The sequence below is a fragment of the Mesorhizobium kamtschaticum genome (genome assembly GCF_056174585.1).
Genome location: NZ_CM149691.1, coordinates 1,153,899 through 1,167,900 on the forward strand (window position 1 = coordinate 1,153,899; position 14,002 = coordinate 1,167,900).

A 14,002-nucleotide genomic window follows, 5' to 3' on the forward strand; every position below is an offset into this window, starting at 1 on the left:
ACACTTTTCCTGGAATTGCTCTAGCAACTTTCGCCCCTCAGGCCGCGCCGGCGAGCGCGCCGCAAAAGCCCGCGACATCGGTGATGACCGCTTCGCCGAGGTAACGCAGCGTCGCCATCGAGCGGTCGCGCGCTTCGCGGTTGCCGAAGCCGCAGGCATCCTCGATCACGACAGCCGTAAAGCCATTGTCGGTCGCCTGGCGAACGGTTGGCTCGATGCCGATCTCCATGGCGATGCCGGCAAGGGCTATTGCGCGCACGCTGCAATCGCTGAGCGCAAAGCCAAGCGCGGTGGAATCGAAGGCCGACATGGTCAGCTTGTCGAACACGGCTTCATCAGGGCGTGGCGCCAGTTCGGGCACAATCCCGGTCGCTTCGGCGTCGCGCAAGAACCATGGCTCGACCATGTCCGGACTGTCGCGCCGCTGCCAGGCCATGGCGGTGCGCAGCTGGGTGGCGCCCATCCATTTGCGCGGCAAGGAGAGATGGCGCGTGAACGCCACCCGCATGCCGGCCGAGCGGGCGGCTTCGAGCACGATGCCGGTGCGCTCGACGATACTGGCCGCGCCGGCAACCTGGCGGCAGATGCCGACCTGCATGTCGTAGACCACCAGCGCCATGCGGCTGGGATCGCACCACTCCGCTGGGCTGGTCGGGATTTCTATACCCTCGCTCGACCGGATCATGCTGCCGTCCGGTCCCAGGGTTGGGCGATGTCGATGGTAGGGTCGAACAGGTATTCGAGCGGCAAGGGTGCCGAGTCGAAGGCGAGGAAATGCCATTCCAGCAAGCCGGCTTTCGAGAGCGGAAAGTCGTCGGTGTAGCGCCTGGCTTCATCGACACTGTCGAGCTCGAAGACTATGATGACGCCGCCGACATCGGCGCGCGCATAGTTTTCGCGCACGATGCCTGCCTTCCACAGCCGCCAGACATTCGACACTTCGTCGCGCAGATAGGGTTTGAGGTCGTCGAGGGTGACGCCGGGTTTGAAGTTGTCGTACGCAAGGATCTTCATCGGCTGTCTCCTCTTGGGATGTCAGGATCGCGCGGCCCGCTTGTTTCAGCTGGCATCCCGTTCGGCTAGCATGATGAAAATGGCGGCTTCAACGAACGAGATGGTTCGTTGAAGCGGTAGGCCGAATGCCCTTTCGTGGCGCGGGGAGAAGACAGAGAATGACTATCGAGCGGCTGAACCCGAAGGGCATGCACAGCAACCCGGCCTATTCGCAGGGGGTGGCGCTGCCGGCCTCGGCACGCATCGTGCTGATCGGCGGCCAGAACGGTATCGATGCCAATGGCCAGATCGTCGGCAAGGGCGACATCGCGGCGCAGACCAAGCAGGCGCTCGCCAATCTGGCGATGGTGCTCGAGGCCGGCGGCGCCAGGCTGGAAGACCTTGTTCGGCTGTCGATCTACATTGTCGGCGATGCCGATATCAGGCCGGCCTTCGGCGTCTGGATGGCGTTCTGGGCGGATCGCGGGCCGCCGCCGGTGGTGACGGGCGTGCGCGTGCTCGGCCTCGCCAATCCGGATTTCCTGATCGAGATCGAAGGGCAGGCGGCTATTGAAGCATAATCTCCCCCTCGAGGGGGAGATGTCGCCAAAGGCGACAGAGGGGGTCGCCGCGCGTGAAGCGCCAACCTCCTTGTGTCGCAGGAGGCCGAGCCCAGTCGAACCGACCCCCTCTGGCCTGCCGGCCATCTCCCCCTCGAGGGGGGAGATTAAGCGCCTCTTGGAATTTCATTCCTCGTCTGGCCGGCTGATTGGCATGATCTATCTTCTTTCCAGCGACAAACGGCTGGAAAAGAGGCTACGCTGCCGCTCCGCCCCCGAGCCGGTCGCTTGATCAGGGAGCTTCGATATGAGCGAGCACGGAAAAGCTGCGCCAGGCAGCACCCCCTCGGACGGCCAATCTTCGCGCCTGCGTCCGCCTTATGCGTCGGTTCTCGACCTGATCGGCCAGACGCCGGTGGTCGAGCTGACCAAGTTCGACACCGGAAAATGCCGGCTGTTCATCAAGCTCGAAAGCCAGAACCCGGGCGGCTCGATCAAGGACCGCATCGCGCTGTCGATGATCGCCGCCGCCGAAAAGCAAGGTAAGCTCAAGCGCGGTGGTACCATCGTCGAAGCGACCGCGGGCAATACCGGCCTTGGGCTTGCGCAGGTCGGCATTCCCAAGGGCTATCGCATCGTGCTGGTCGTGCCCGACAAGATGTCGCGTGAAAAGATCCAGCATCTGCGCGCGCTGGGGGCGGAAGTGCGCATGACGCGTTCGGATGTCGGCAAGGGTCACCCGGAATATTACCAGGACATGGCCGAGAAGATCGCGGCCGAGGTGCCGGGCGCCTTCTATGCCAACCAGTTCGCCAACCCGGCCAACCCGCTGGCGCATGAGACGACGACCGGCCCGGAAATCTTTTCGCAGCTCGATGGCGATGTCGACGCGGTGGTGGTCGGGGTCGGTTCGGGCGGCACGCTGACCGGGCTTGGCCGCTACTTTGCCGAAGTGTCGCCGAAGACCGAAATGGTGCTGGCCGATCCGGTCGGCTCGGTGCTGGCGCCGCTGATCAAGACCGGCAAGATGGAAGAGGCCGGCAGCTGGACGGTGGAAGGCATCGGCGAGGATTTCGTGCCGCCCAATGCCGATCTGTCGCTGGTCAAGAAGGCCTATTCCATCACGGACAAGCAGAGCATGCTGGCGGTGCGCGATCTCCTGTCGCGCGAAGGCATTCTGGCCGGCTCGTCGTCGGGCACGCTGTTGTCGGCCGCCCTGCGCTATTGCCGCGAGCAGACTTCGCCCAAGCGCGTCGTCACCTTCGTTTGCGACAGCGGCAACAAATACCTGTCCAAAGTGTTCGACGATTTCTGGCTGGCCGAACAGGGCCTGGCCGAGCACGAGCAGCATGGCGATCTGCGCGACCTGGTCATGCGCTCGCACCGCACCGGCGACACGGTCTTTGTCGGGCCGGACGAAAGCCTGCTCAACGCCTACGGCCGCATGCGCCGCTCGGATGTGTCGCAACTGCCGGTGCTCGACGATGGCAAGCTCGTCGGCATCGTCGACGAAAGCGACATCCTGGCCAAGGTCGACGGTCCTTATGACGGACGCTGGGAGCGCTTCAACGGCCCGGTGCGCACGGCGATGACCTCCAACCTGCACACGCTACAGGCCAGCCAGACGCTGGATGCGCTTTTGCCGGTGTTCGACCGCAACGAGGTCGCCATCATCTTCGACGGCGACGAGTTCGTCGGCCTGATTACCCGCATCGACCTGATCAACCATCTGAGGCGCGCCCGATGACCAAACATACCCCGCCGGCCGGCAAGAACCGCCTGGCCTTCTCGACGCGCACCATCCATGGCGGCCAGAGCCACGATCCGCTGACCGGTGCGGTGATGGTGCCGATCTATGCCACCTCGACCTACGGCCAGCAGTCGCCCGGCGTGCACAAGGGGTTTGAATACGCCCGCAGCCAGAACCCGACGCGCTTTGCCTTCGAGCGCGCCGTGGCCGATCTCGAAAGCGGCACGACGGCCTTCGCCTTTGCTTCCGGCCTGGCGGCGATCTCGACGGTGCTGGAGCTGCTCGACAGCGGCGCCCATATCGTCGCCACCGACGACATCTATGGCGGCTCGTTCCGGCTGATGGAGCGGGTTCGCAAGCGCTCGGCTAATCTGCAGGTCTCCTTCGTCGACTTCACCGACCTTGCGGCGGTCGAGGCCGCGATCCGGCCGGAGACGAAACTGCTCTGGGTCGAGACGCCCACCAACCCGCTGCTGCGCATCGTCGACCTCGAAGGCGTCGCGGCTGTCGCCAAACGCAAGGGCATCCTGTCGGTCGCCGACAACACGTTCTGCAGCCCCTACATCCAGCGGCCGCTGGAGCTCGGCATCGACATCGTCGTGCATTCGACGACCAAATATCTCAACGGCCATTCCGACATGGTCGGCGGCGTGGCTGTTGTCGGCGACAACAAGGAGCTGGCCGCCCAGCTGAAATTCCTGCAGAACGCCATCGGCGCCATATCGGGGCCATTCGACAGTTTTCTCGCCTTGCGTGGCCTGAAGACGCTGGCGCTCAGGATGGAGCGGCATTCGGAGAACGGCCTGAAGATCGCGCAGTGGCTGGAAGCCCGCAAGGACGTGCGCCGGGTGATCTATCCGGCCTCGCCAGCCACCCGCAGCACGCCATCGCCGTCCAGCAGATGTACGCCTTCGGCGGCATGATATCAGCCGTGCTCGACCGCGACCTTGCCGGGACAAAACGCTTCCTCGAGCGCACGCAGTTGTTCACGCTGGCCGAAAGCCTCGGCGGCGTGGAAAGCTTGATCGAGCATCCGGCGCTGATGACGCATGGGTCTATTCCCGCCGAGAAGCGGGCGGAGATTGGGATTTCGGATTCGCTGGTGCGGTTGTCGGCGGGGATCGAAGATGGCGATGATCTGATCGCGGATCTGGAGCAGGCGCTGGGGGGCTGAGTGAGGTTCAGCATGGCCGAGGGCGGCGCGCTGACAAGGCGCAAGCATCCAGTTCACCAATCGCAGCTGTGACCGGCACGCTCCCCAACATGTCTTCGACGAAAATTTGCGACAAGCATGGCATCAAGCACCGGCTCACAAAGATCAACCATCCTTGGACCAATGGCCAGGTCGAGCGGATGAACCGAACCATCAAGGAGGCGACCGTCAAGCGCTTCCACTATGACGATCACAATCAATTGCGCCGGCACCTCGCCGACTTCATCACGGCCTACAATTTCGCGCGCAGGCTAAAGACCCTCAAAGGCCTAACGTCCTATGAGTTCATCTGCAAAATCTGGGAAAAAGAGCCAAAACGGTTCCAGTTCGATCCAACCCATCAAATGCCGGGACTAAACACCTAGGGTCTGCGCCGCGTCGCTACGCTCCTTGCTCCGCCCTAGGATGACGAAGCGAGGGTTTGTTTCGGCCAATCTTCAAAGTTGGTCCTTTCCGAGACTCGAACTGACAGTGGTCGCAGTCCGCTGTGCGGCAACCCAACCGCCAATCTCCGGCATTTGGAATTAGCCTAAGCTACTATGCGTTCGTCATCCTAGGGCGGAGACCCTAGGATCCATGCCGCGACATCGGAGCGTCGCGACGGTCAAAGCTGATTTGCCCAATTGGCGTTGACCCCAAACCCCATTCGCCCGAGATGTAGCGCCCATGGCCACGCGCGAACCCCCAAAGCCCACCGAACCCCTCACCTTCGCGGTGTTGGTGTTCCCCGGCTTTCCGATGATGGCGTTCAGCTCCGTCATCGAGCCGCTGCGCGCCGCCAATGTGTTGGCGAAGCGGCAGTGCTATCGCTGGATCATCGTCGGCGGCACGAGAGGGGCGGTCGAGGCCTCGAACGGCGTCGTCATCCAGCCGGGCTTTTATGCCGAAGATGCGCCGAAGGTCGACCGCATCGTGGTGTGCTCGGGCGGTGACGCCGACCATCTTGTCGCCGAGGATGCGGCAAGCTGGATCCGCCGCAGCCTGCGCAATGGCGCCCATATCGGCGCGGTGGCGGATGCGGCCTTCTTCCTGGCCCGCGCGGGCCTGCTCGACGGCCACGCCTGCACCTTGCACTGGACCAGCCAGGCCGCCTTCACCGAGGCGTTTCCGACAATCGAATTGCGCCGCGATCTCTATGTCATCGACCGCAAGCGTTTCACCTCGGCCGGCGGTGTCGGCAGCCTCGACATGATGCTGGAGATCATCACCCGGGATTACGGTGCCGAGCTTGCCGCCGGCGTCGCCGAATGGTTCGTCCACAGCCAGTTGCGCTCCAGCGTCGACCGCAAGCTGATGCCGCTGCGCCTGCGCACCGGCGTCCAGAACGAGCTGGTGCTGTCGGCCATCGCCATCATGGAGGACGCGGTGGAAGAGCGGCTTGGCATGGCGGAGCTGACGGCGCGGCTCGGCGTCTCCTCCGACAAGCTGGAGCGCAGTTTTAGGTCCGAACTCGCCATCTCGCCCAATGGCTATTACCGGCGGCTCAGGCTGAGGCGCGCCGCCGATCTGCTGGCGCATTCGACGCTCGCCGTGCGTGACGTGGCGCTGGCCTGCGGCTTTGCCTCGATGTCGAGCTTCGCCCGGGCGTTTCGCGAGGAGCATGGCCATCCGCCGAAGCTGGCGAGAAGGCATTAGGGCTATCTTCGTCATCCTAGGGCGGAGCGTCGCGAAGCGGCGTGGAGACCCTAGGATCCATGCCGCGACATCGGCCGAAATATGCAGCGGTCCAAGATGTGTCGTCCCCGCGAGAATGCCTGGTTCTAAACCGCTTTCGTGTGGAACAGGCGCCCCGGCATGGATCCTCGGGTCTGCGCCGCGTCGCTTCGCTCCTTGCTCCGCCCGTGGATGACGAAGGTAAGGGGCTCAGCGGCATTCCGCACAACACACGCGGTTTTCCGCACAATCCTTCCACGCCTCCTGCGCCATGGTCTGACCTTGCAACCGACCCAAGGCCAGGCACCCATGAGCATCGTCGTATTCGAACCCGACAGCACCGAGGACGTCGACTTCAAGGATCGCATGCGCCACCCGGCGGCGGCCGACCCTGCCGGCGGCATGTGGCTGTCGGACACCGAACCGTCCTTCATCGATGCCGACGCCTTGCGCAAAGGCCGGCTGGCCAAATTGCGCGACTGGATGCGCGAGGCCGGCTATGGCGGCATCGTCTTGTTCGATCCCTACAATCAGCGCTACGCCACCGGCTCGCGCAACATGTTCGGCTATTTCCTGCGCAACTCGACCCGCTATTTCTTTATTCCCACCGTTGGGCCGATCGTGCTGTTCGAATATCCGCAGAGCTACCATGTCTCCATGGTGCTCGACACGATCGACGAGGCGCGGCCATCCAAGCTGGTCTGGTCGTCTGTCTCCGGCCGCGACGACGAGACCGCCGGCCCGTTCGCCGACGAGATCGCCGAGCTTTTGAAGAAACATGGCGGCGGCTCGATGAAGCTCGGGCTCGACCGCTGCAGCCATCTGCAGGCGCTGGCTTTGGAAAAGCGCGGCTGCGAGGTGCGGGATTGCCAGGGCGAGATCCTGGCGGTGCGCGCGGTGAAGACGCCCGAGGAGGTGAAATGCCTGCAAGTGTCGATGGCGGGCGCCGAAGCCGCCGTCTACGCCGTGCGCGAGGCGATCAAGCCCGGCGTCTCCGAAAACGATTTGTTCGCCATCATGTATGGCGAGGTCATCCGTCAGGGCGGCGAGTTCATCGAGACGCGGCTGCTGACATCAGGCCAACGCACCAATCCGTGGTTCAACGAGGCCAGCGGCCGCAAGATCCGGCCGGGCGAATTGCTGGCGCTCGATACCGACACGATCGGCTGCTACGGCTACTATTCGGATTTCTCGCGCACCTTTCGCTGCGGGCCAGGCAAGCCGACGCCCTATCAGAAATCGCTCTACCGCATGGCGCATGACCAGGTTCAGCACAACATATCGATCGTCAAACCCGGCATGGCGTTTCGCGAGATTGCGGAGAGGGCCTGGAAGATTCCGGACCGCTTTGTCGACCAACGCTACACCTCGGTGATGCACGGCGTCGGCATGCATGGCGAGACGCCGTTCATCGCCCATGCCATGGATTACGAGACCTATGGCCGCGACGGCCATATCGTGCCAAGCATGGTGGTGAGCGTGGAAAGCTATATCGGCGAGAAGGGCGGCCGCGAAGGCGTCAAGCTGGAGGATGAGATCCTGATCACCGAGACCGGGACGGAGCTTCTGTCGCGTTTTCCCTATGAGGACGAGTTTCTGGAGAAGCAGGTTTGATGCCGGGTCCGCGTTCCCTGGTGACTGTCGCAGCCTCCCGTCGCTTCGTCATCCTAGGGCGAAGCAAGGAGCGCAGCGACGCGGCGCAGACCCTAGGATCCATGCCGCGACTTCCCGGCGCCGCAACGGTGCAAGTTCTGCTCCGCTGCACCATTCGATCGACGTCACGGCATGGATCCTCGGGTCTCCGCGACGGAGCTTCGCTCCTGCTTCGCCCGTGGATGACGAAGGTGGGGAGGCTTCGGTCAATCACCACTGTTTGCGCCAGCTCACTAAACGGGACAGCGCTCGCCGGAAAACCATCCGCATGAAAACCCCCATCTCCCTCAAACGCGGCACCGTGGCCGCTGTCTTCATCGACCTGCAGGAAGAGCACCGGCAGGACCCGCGCTATCTGGTCGAGGGCTTTGCCGGCATCCTCGCCAATGTCCAGCGCGTGCAGGCAGCGGCGCGCGCCAACCACGTGCCGCTCCAGCACTGGGCCTATATCGTCGATCTCGACAAGCAAGACCGGCCCTTTCACCCGATCGGAGCCGATGGCAAATCGGCTTTCTCCGACAAGAGCGATCCGCTGACGAAAATCTGCCATGAGGTGGCGCCGGCGGACGGCGAGGCGCTGCTGATCAAGGCAGAGGCGAGCGCCTTCCGGTCGGGGCCGGCGGCCGATCAGCTCAAGGCTTCCGGCATCGAATGGCTGGTCGTTGCCGGCGTGTGGACCGAGGCCTGCATCGACGCCTCGGTCAAGGAAGCCGTGGCCAAAGGCTTCCGCGTGCTGCTGGTCAAGGATGCCTGCGGCAGCGGCAGTGCGGCCATGCACCAGACCGGTATCCTCAACCTTGCCAACCGGCTCTATGGCGGCGCCGTCACCGACACGGATGGCGCCTGCCGGCTGCTGGCAGGCGAGACGGTTACCGTCTGGCAGGTCGAGGGCTCGGTGCCGCTGCGCTTCAGTTTTGACAATGCGGCCTCGCTCTACGCCGATCTATGACAGCAGTCTGACATGAGCGGCCGCGGCAAATACGAAACACGGCTCGATCCGGCGCTGTGGGCCTACATAGACAGCGTCAACGCCTGGTATCCGCCCGAAATCATCGGCCTGCCGATCGACAAGCAGCGCGATGTCTATGACCGGATGTGCCGGGCCTTCCACCAGGGGCGCCCGCCTGGGGTCAAGGCCAGTGACGGCCTGATCGCCGCTGCGGGTCACGGCATCCCGATCCGCCACTATCAGCTTGCCGGCAAGGCCGCGCGGGCGATGGTGCTGTACTTCCATGGCGGCGGTTTTATCCTGGGCGGGCTCGACAGCCATGACGACATCTGCGCCGAGATCTGTGCCGGCACCGGCTTCGACGTGCTGTCGGTCGACTACCGGCTGGCGCCAGAACATGTGCATCCCGCTGCCTTCGACGATGCGATGGCAACCTTCGAGTGGGCGGCTGCGACATCAAGCCTGCCGCTCGTGCTGTGCGGCGAGAGCGCCGGCGGCAATCTCGCGGCCGCGGTCGCGCAGGCGACGCGCCGGCATATCAGGGCCGCGATCGGCCAGGTGCTGATCTATCCCGGTCTCGGCGGCGACGAGAGTTCAGGCTCCTATGTCGAGCATGCGGAGGCGCCGCTGCTGTCCGTCGGCGACATCGCCTTCTATCGCGATGTCCGCTCGGCCAAGCGGCAATCGCCTGACGATCCGACATTTTCGCCACTGCGCGACCGCGACTTTTCCGACCTGCCGCTGACGGTGATCATCACGGCCGAATGTGATCCGCTGTCGTCGGACGGCGAGACCTATCGCGACCGCATTGTTGAGGCCGGCGGCAAGGCCTGGTGGCATGAGGAGCCCCGTCTCGTGCACAGCTTCCTGCGCGCCCGCACGACCGTGCCGGCAGCGGCAGAAGCCTTTGGCCGCATCATCGCGGCGGTCGCGGCACTGGGGCGGGGTGAGTGGCCGTATCTATGAGGAAGCTTTCAGCCACAGCGCCTTTTCGCCGAGCGTGGCGACCATGGCGGCGTGCGCCGCGCGCTCCGCTTCGGTCAGGCGCGGCAGCAAGGGCCCCGGGCGTTGGGCGACGATGATTTCGATATGCCTGACATTTTCGCCCTGCGCCGGCGCGGTGGCGCTGTCGAGGATAAGCGCGGCCTGCTTGCCGCCGATCAGCTCGATATAGACCTCGGCCAGCAGTTCGGAATCGAGCAGGGCGCCGTGCTTGGTGCGCTTGGTGTTGTCGATGCCGTAGCGCCGGCAGAGCGCGTCGAGCGAATTGGGCCCCATCGGGTGCTTGCGGCGCGCCAGCGCCAGCGTGTCGACGACAAGGCCGGGATCGACGACGGGATGGCCGAGCCGGCCGAATTCGACATTGAGGAAGCCGATGTCGAAGGTGGCGTTGTGGGCGACCAGCTTGGCGCCGTCGGTGAAGTTCAGCCACTCCTGCACAATGTCGGCAAAGGTCGGCTTGCCCGCGAGATCCGCCGCGCTGATGCCGTGCACGGCCTGCGCCTCGGCGTGGATCGCGCGGCCTTGCGGGTTGATATAGTGGTGGAACGTCCTGCCGGTCGGGAAACGATTGACCAGCTCGACGCCGCCCAGCTCGATCACGCGGTCGTCGCGCGAATCAAGGCCGGTGGTTTCCGTATCGAAGATGATCTCGCGCATCGAATCAGTCCTAAGCGAGCAGAATCATACAACGGAGCAAAATGGCAATGGCAATGCCTGTTTTGCCTTCTCCCCTTGTGGGAGAAGGAAAGCGTCAGCGCGAGAGTCCCGCAATGATCGCATCGACCTCTGCACGCGCTGCATCCAACCCGTGCCCGGTGTCGATGACGAAATCTGCCAGCCTGCGTTTCTCGGCGTCGGGCACCTGCTTGGCCAGGATCGACGCCAGCTTTTCCTCGGTCATGCCCGGCCGCGCCAGGACGCGCTGGCGCTGGACTTCGGCGGGCGCTGTGACGACAACGACCTTGTCGACGCGGCCACGGCCGCCGGTTTCGAACAGCAGCGGAATGTCGAGCACCGCGATCGATTCGCCCGCGTTACGATGCCTGACCAGGAAGGCGTCGGCGTCGGCGCGCACCAGCGGATGGATGATCGCTTCCAGCTGCTTCAGCGCGCCGGCATCGCCGAGCACGCGCGCGCCAAGCTTCGCGCGATCGACCACGCCCGCAACGGTCGTTCCGGGAAAGGCGGCTTCAACCAAAGGTGCCGCCTTGCCGGAATAGAGGCGATGCACCGTCTCGTCGGAATCGTGGACCGGTACGCCCGCCTCGGCGAACATCTTCGCCGTGGTCGACTTGCCCATGCCGATCGAGCCGGTGAGGCCGAGCACGATCATGGTTTCGGCACCAGATCGGCAACGATAAGTGCGCGGAGCTCAGCCGTGACTTGCGGCCTGACGCCGAACCAATGTTCGAAGCCGGGCACGGCCTGGTTGAGCAGCATGCCAAGGCCGTCGACCGTCTTCAGGCCCCTCGTGCGCGCAGCGGCGAGCAACGGGGTTTCGAGCGGCACATAGACGAGGTCGGTGACGATGGCGTGGTCCGGCAGCAGGGCCGGATCGGCGGCGAGACCTTCATTGCCGACCATGCCGAGCGCCGTGGTGTTGACCAGCAGGCCGGCGTCGGCCAGCAGTTCGTTGGTTGCCGCCGTGCCATGCGCCGAGACGCCGGCACCGAAACGATCGCGCAATTCCACCGCCCGGGCCAGCGTGCGGTTGACGATGCGGATGTCTGCGACACCGCGCTGCTTCAGCGCCTGGATGACGGCGCGCGACGCGCCGCCGGCGCCGAGCACGACCGCCGGGCCTGTACTCGCCCAGCCCGGCGCGTAATCATCGAGGTTGGCGGCAAAGCCGTGACCATCGGTGTTGCCGCCCCACAGGACGCCGTCCTCGAACCACAGCGTGTTGACGGCACCGATTTCTTCCGCGGCCTGGTCGCGGCGTTCGGCCAGCGCGAAGGCGGCCTCCTTGTGCGGAATGGTGACATTGCCGCCGCGAAACCCGTTTGCCTGCAATGTCGCGATGAATTCAGCAAAATCCTGCGGCGCCACGTCGATGGCCTCGTAGCTGCCGTCGATGCCGTGTTTGGCCAACCAATGGCCGTGGATTTTTGGCGAGCGCGAATGCTTGATCGGGTGGCCGGTGACGAAGGCCTTTTTGATCGCCTCAGCCATCGATCGCTCCCAGCGTGCGCAGTTCCGCCAGCAGCGGCAAAAGCGGCAGGCCGACAATGGTGAAATGGTCGCCCTCGATCTTGTCGAAGAGCTGGATGCCTTCGCCTTCGATCTGGTAGGCGCCGACGCTGGCCAGCACCTTGGCGCCGACACGGGCCAGATGGCGGCCGATAAAGCCAGGCTCGAGCTTGCGCATGGTCATCGAAGCGATGCCGACATGCCGCCACAACACCTTGCCGTCACGGACGAGCACGGCGGCGCTGTTGAGCTGATGGGTCTTGCCCGACAGCGCCAAGAGATGACGGCGCGCGCCTTCCATGTCGGCTGGCTTGTGGAACACTTCATCGCCGAGCGACAAAGTCTGGTCGCAGCCGAGCACCAGCGCACCCGGCCGGCGCTCGCTCACTTCCGTGGCCTTGGCCTCGGCCAGCACCAAAGCGACATCCTCGGGCGAAACGCCGCTGTTTTGCAAAGGCGCCTCGAGCGCGCGCTCGTCGACATCTGCGGGGACGGCTTCGACAGGGACGCTAGCATTGACGAGCATCGCTTTGCGGAACGTGCTGCCTGAGGCGAGGATGATTTTTTCGGTCATGGTTTGTGCACTTGGTTGATCGCCGTTGATTGCGGCAGGAAGGTCCCGTCCGGTCGAACCGACCCCCTCTGGCCTGCCGGCCATCTCCCCCTCAAGGGGGGAGATCGGCAGCATCGGCGCCTCGCCATATTTGCATCGTTGAAAGTTGGCGAAAGCAATGAAGCGCTTGATCTCCCTCCTTGAGGGGGAGATGGCCGGCAGGCCAGAGGGGGTCGGTTCGACTGGGTGCGACCTTCTTGCAACAGATGAGCGCGCGCGAGGGGTCGCAACATTTTACCTAGTCTTCCCCCTCAGGGCAACGATCGCCGCCGCCGTTTCCTCGATTGAGCGGCGGCTGACGTCGATCATCGGCCAGCCATGGCGCGTGCAGATCTGGCGGGCGTAGGCGAGCTCCTCGGTGATGGCCGCGCGGTCGACATAGTCGCCGGCCTCATAGGAACTGCTGTTACCAAGAATGCGGTTCTGGCGGACATGCGAGATGCGCTCGGCGGTGGCGATAAGCCCGACGATCAACGGCTTCGAGGCGGCGACCAGGCTTTCCGGCACCGGCACGCCAAGCACGATCGGAATGTTGGCGGTCTTGATGCCCCTGTTAGCGAGATAGATGCTGGTCGGCGTCTTCGAGGTGCGTGAAATGCCGATCAGCACGATATCGGCATCGTCCATATTGGCCGGCAGCTGGCCGTCATCATGTTCCATGGTGAAGTTCAACGCATCGATGCGGCGGAAATATTCGGCGTCGAGGACATGCTGGGCGCCGACGCGGCGGCCGGCCGGGGTGCCGAGATAGGACTGGAACACCGTCAGCACCGGCTCCAGCACCGACACACAGGGCAGGCCCATCGTGGCGCAGCGCTCGTCGATGCCGCGCGCCAGCTTCTGGTCGACGACGGTATAGAGGATGATGCCCGGCTCCTCCTCGATATCCTCGAACACCTTGGCCACCTGCTTTTCGGTGCGGATCAACGGGTAAATGTGTTCGATGGCGCGCGCGTCCTTGTATTGCGCCGAAGCCGCGCGCCCGGCGGCGAGCAGCGTTTCGCCGGTCGCGTCGGAAATCAGGTGCAGGTGAAAGAAGCTCTGGGGTTTGTTCACAGGGAGACACCTGGGGCTGTGGGCTTGTGTGGATAAACCGGGATAGAAAGCGAGGCCGGTCGGAGGCGACTGTATCAGATGGCAGTTTGTCCACAATTCGCTGTGCTGTCAGTCTCATCGGGTGGCTGGGGACAAGTCTGGGGACCGGTTTTTTGCGCCTCGGCTGTCCACAGGGCCGACTTTTCCCGGAGCATCCTAAGGCTTTGTAACCAGTGGCGGATTCCAAACTATCCCCAGAACCCTACATCCGGGAGAACGAAGCGCGCGACAATATGCTTGCTGGTGTTTTTCGGGGCAAAGCGGGACAGGTGACAACCACCACAACCAACAGACTCTTAGAATCAGAAGAATCTTAGATATAAGAATCTTT

Annotated in this window: 13 protein-coding genes and 2 pseudogenes; 8 read left to right on the top strand and 7 right to left on the bottom strand. The window is 64.0% G+C overall.

All coding sequences use genetic code 11. The annotated features are described in order from the left end of the window. Window positions 1-37: 37 nt before the first annotated feature. Window positions 38-685: an isochorismatase family protein gene (locus AC0V7N_RS05545; protein WP_496627751.1), complete on the bottom strand. Its 648-nt coding sequence runs from the start codon at window positions 683-685 to the stop codon at window positions 38-40. Next, window positions 682-1,014 (bottom strand): hypothetical protein, encoded by a 333-nt coding sequence (locus AC0V7N_RS05550; protein ID WP_475455448.1) that lies wholly within the window; start codon window positions 1,012-1,014, stop codon window positions 682-684. The genes AC0V7N_RS05545 and AC0V7N_RS05550 overlap by 4 nt, the downstream gene beginning before the upstream one ends. Before the next feature lie 158 nt (window positions 1,015-1,172). On the opposite strand from AC0V7N_RS05550, the gene AC0V7N_RS05555 reads away from it, so the two are divergent. The 8 genes and pseudogenes from AC0V7N_RS05555 to AC0V7N_RS05590 all read left to right on the top strand — a co-directional run bounded on the left by AC0V7N_RS05555 (window position 1,173) and on the right by AC0V7N_RS05590 (window position 9,737). Further along, on the top strand, window positions 1,173-1,574 hold the full coding sequence (locus AC0V7N_RS05555) for a RidA family protein (RefSeq protein ID WP_475455450.1): 402 nt from the start codon (window positions 1,173-1,175) through the stop codon (window positions 1,572-1,574). Between the two features lie 286 nt (window positions 1,575-1,860). After that, window positions 1,861-3,300, top strand: coding sequence for a pyridoxal-phosphate dependent enzyme (locus tag AC0V7N_RS05560; RefSeq protein WP_475455451.1), 1,440 nt, complete (start codon window positions 1,861-1,863; stop codon window positions 3,298-3,300). After that, window positions 3,297-4,477 (top strand): annotated as a pseudogene (locus AC0V7N_RS05565) (trans-sulfuration enzyme family protein). Before AC0V7N_RS05560 ends, AC0V7N_RS05565 begins: the two are co-directional and overlap by 4 nt. A gap of 46 nt (window positions 4,478-4,523) precedes the next feature. Further along, a pseudogene (locus AC0V7N_RS05570) lies at window positions 4,524-4,881 on the top strand (integrase core domain-containing protein); the annotation flags it as partial. Window positions 4,882-5,182: 301 nt separating this feature from the next. After that, window positions 5,183-6,151: a GlxA family transcriptional regulator gene (locus AC0V7N_RS05575; RefSeq protein WP_475455455.1), complete on the top strand. Its 969-nt coding sequence runs from the start codon at window positions 5,183-5,185 to the stop codon at window positions 6,149-6,151. Window positions 6,152-6,478: 327 nt separating this feature from the next. Then, window positions 6,479-7,783, top strand: a complete 1,305-nt coding sequence (locus AC0V7N_RS05580) for a M24 family metallopeptidase (protein ID WP_475455457.1) — start codon at window positions 6,479-6,481, stop codon at window positions 7,781-7,783. 307 nt (window positions 7,784-8,090) lie between these two features. Further along, window positions 8,091-8,771: an isochorismatase family protein gene (locus tag AC0V7N_RS05585; RefSeq protein ID WP_475455459.1), complete on the top strand. Its 681-nt coding sequence runs from the start codon at window positions 8,091-8,093 to the stop codon at window positions 8,769-8,771. Window positions 8,772-8,783: 12 nt separating this feature from the next. Continuing rightward, entirely contained in the window at window positions 8,784-9,737 is a 954-nt protein-coding gene (locus AC0V7N_RS05590; protein WP_475455461.1) for an alpha/beta hydrolase, read from the top strand. Here AC0V7N_RS05590 and dnaQ read toward each other — a convergent pair. From dnaQ to AC0V7N_RS05615, 5 genes are all read right to left on the bottom strand, one after another. Beyond that, window positions 9,732-10,430: a DNA polymerase III subunit epsilon gene (gene dnaQ / locus AC0V7N_RS05595; protein ID WP_475455463.1), complete on the bottom strand. Its 699-nt coding sequence runs from the start codon at window positions 10,428-10,430 to the stop codon at window positions 9,732-9,734. The genes AC0V7N_RS05590 and dnaQ overlap by 6 nt on opposite strands. Window positions 10,431-10,524: 94 nt before the next feature. After that, entirely contained in the window at window positions 10,525-11,106 is a 582-nt protein-coding gene (gene coaE, locus AC0V7N_RS05600) for a dephospho-CoA kinase (protein WP_475455465.1), read from the bottom strand. Continuing rightward, complete coding sequence (locus AC0V7N_RS05605) at window positions 11,103-11,945, bottom strand: shikimate dehydrogenase (protein ID WP_475455467.1); 843 nt, start codon at window positions 11,943-11,945, stop codon at window positions 11,103-11,105. Before AC0V7N_RS05605 ends, coaE begins: the two co-directional genes overlap by 4 nt. Next, window positions 11,938-12,537 carry a Maf-like protein gene (locus AC0V7N_RS05610; protein WP_475455469.1) on the bottom strand — a complete coding sequence of 200 codons (600 nt, stop codon included), beginning with the start codon at window positions 12,535-12,537 and terminating at the stop codon, window positions 11,938-11,940. Before AC0V7N_RS05610 ends, AC0V7N_RS05605 begins: the two co-directional genes overlap by 8 nt. Before the next feature lie 273 nt (window positions 12,538-12,810). Continuing rightward, on the bottom strand, window positions 12,811-13,632 hold the full coding sequence (locus tag AC0V7N_RS05615; RefSeq protein WP_475455471.1) for a pyruvate, water dikinase regulatory protein: 822 nt from the start codon (window positions 13,630-13,632) through the stop codon (window positions 12,811-12,813). Window positions 13,633-14,002 lie beyond the last annotated feature (370 nt).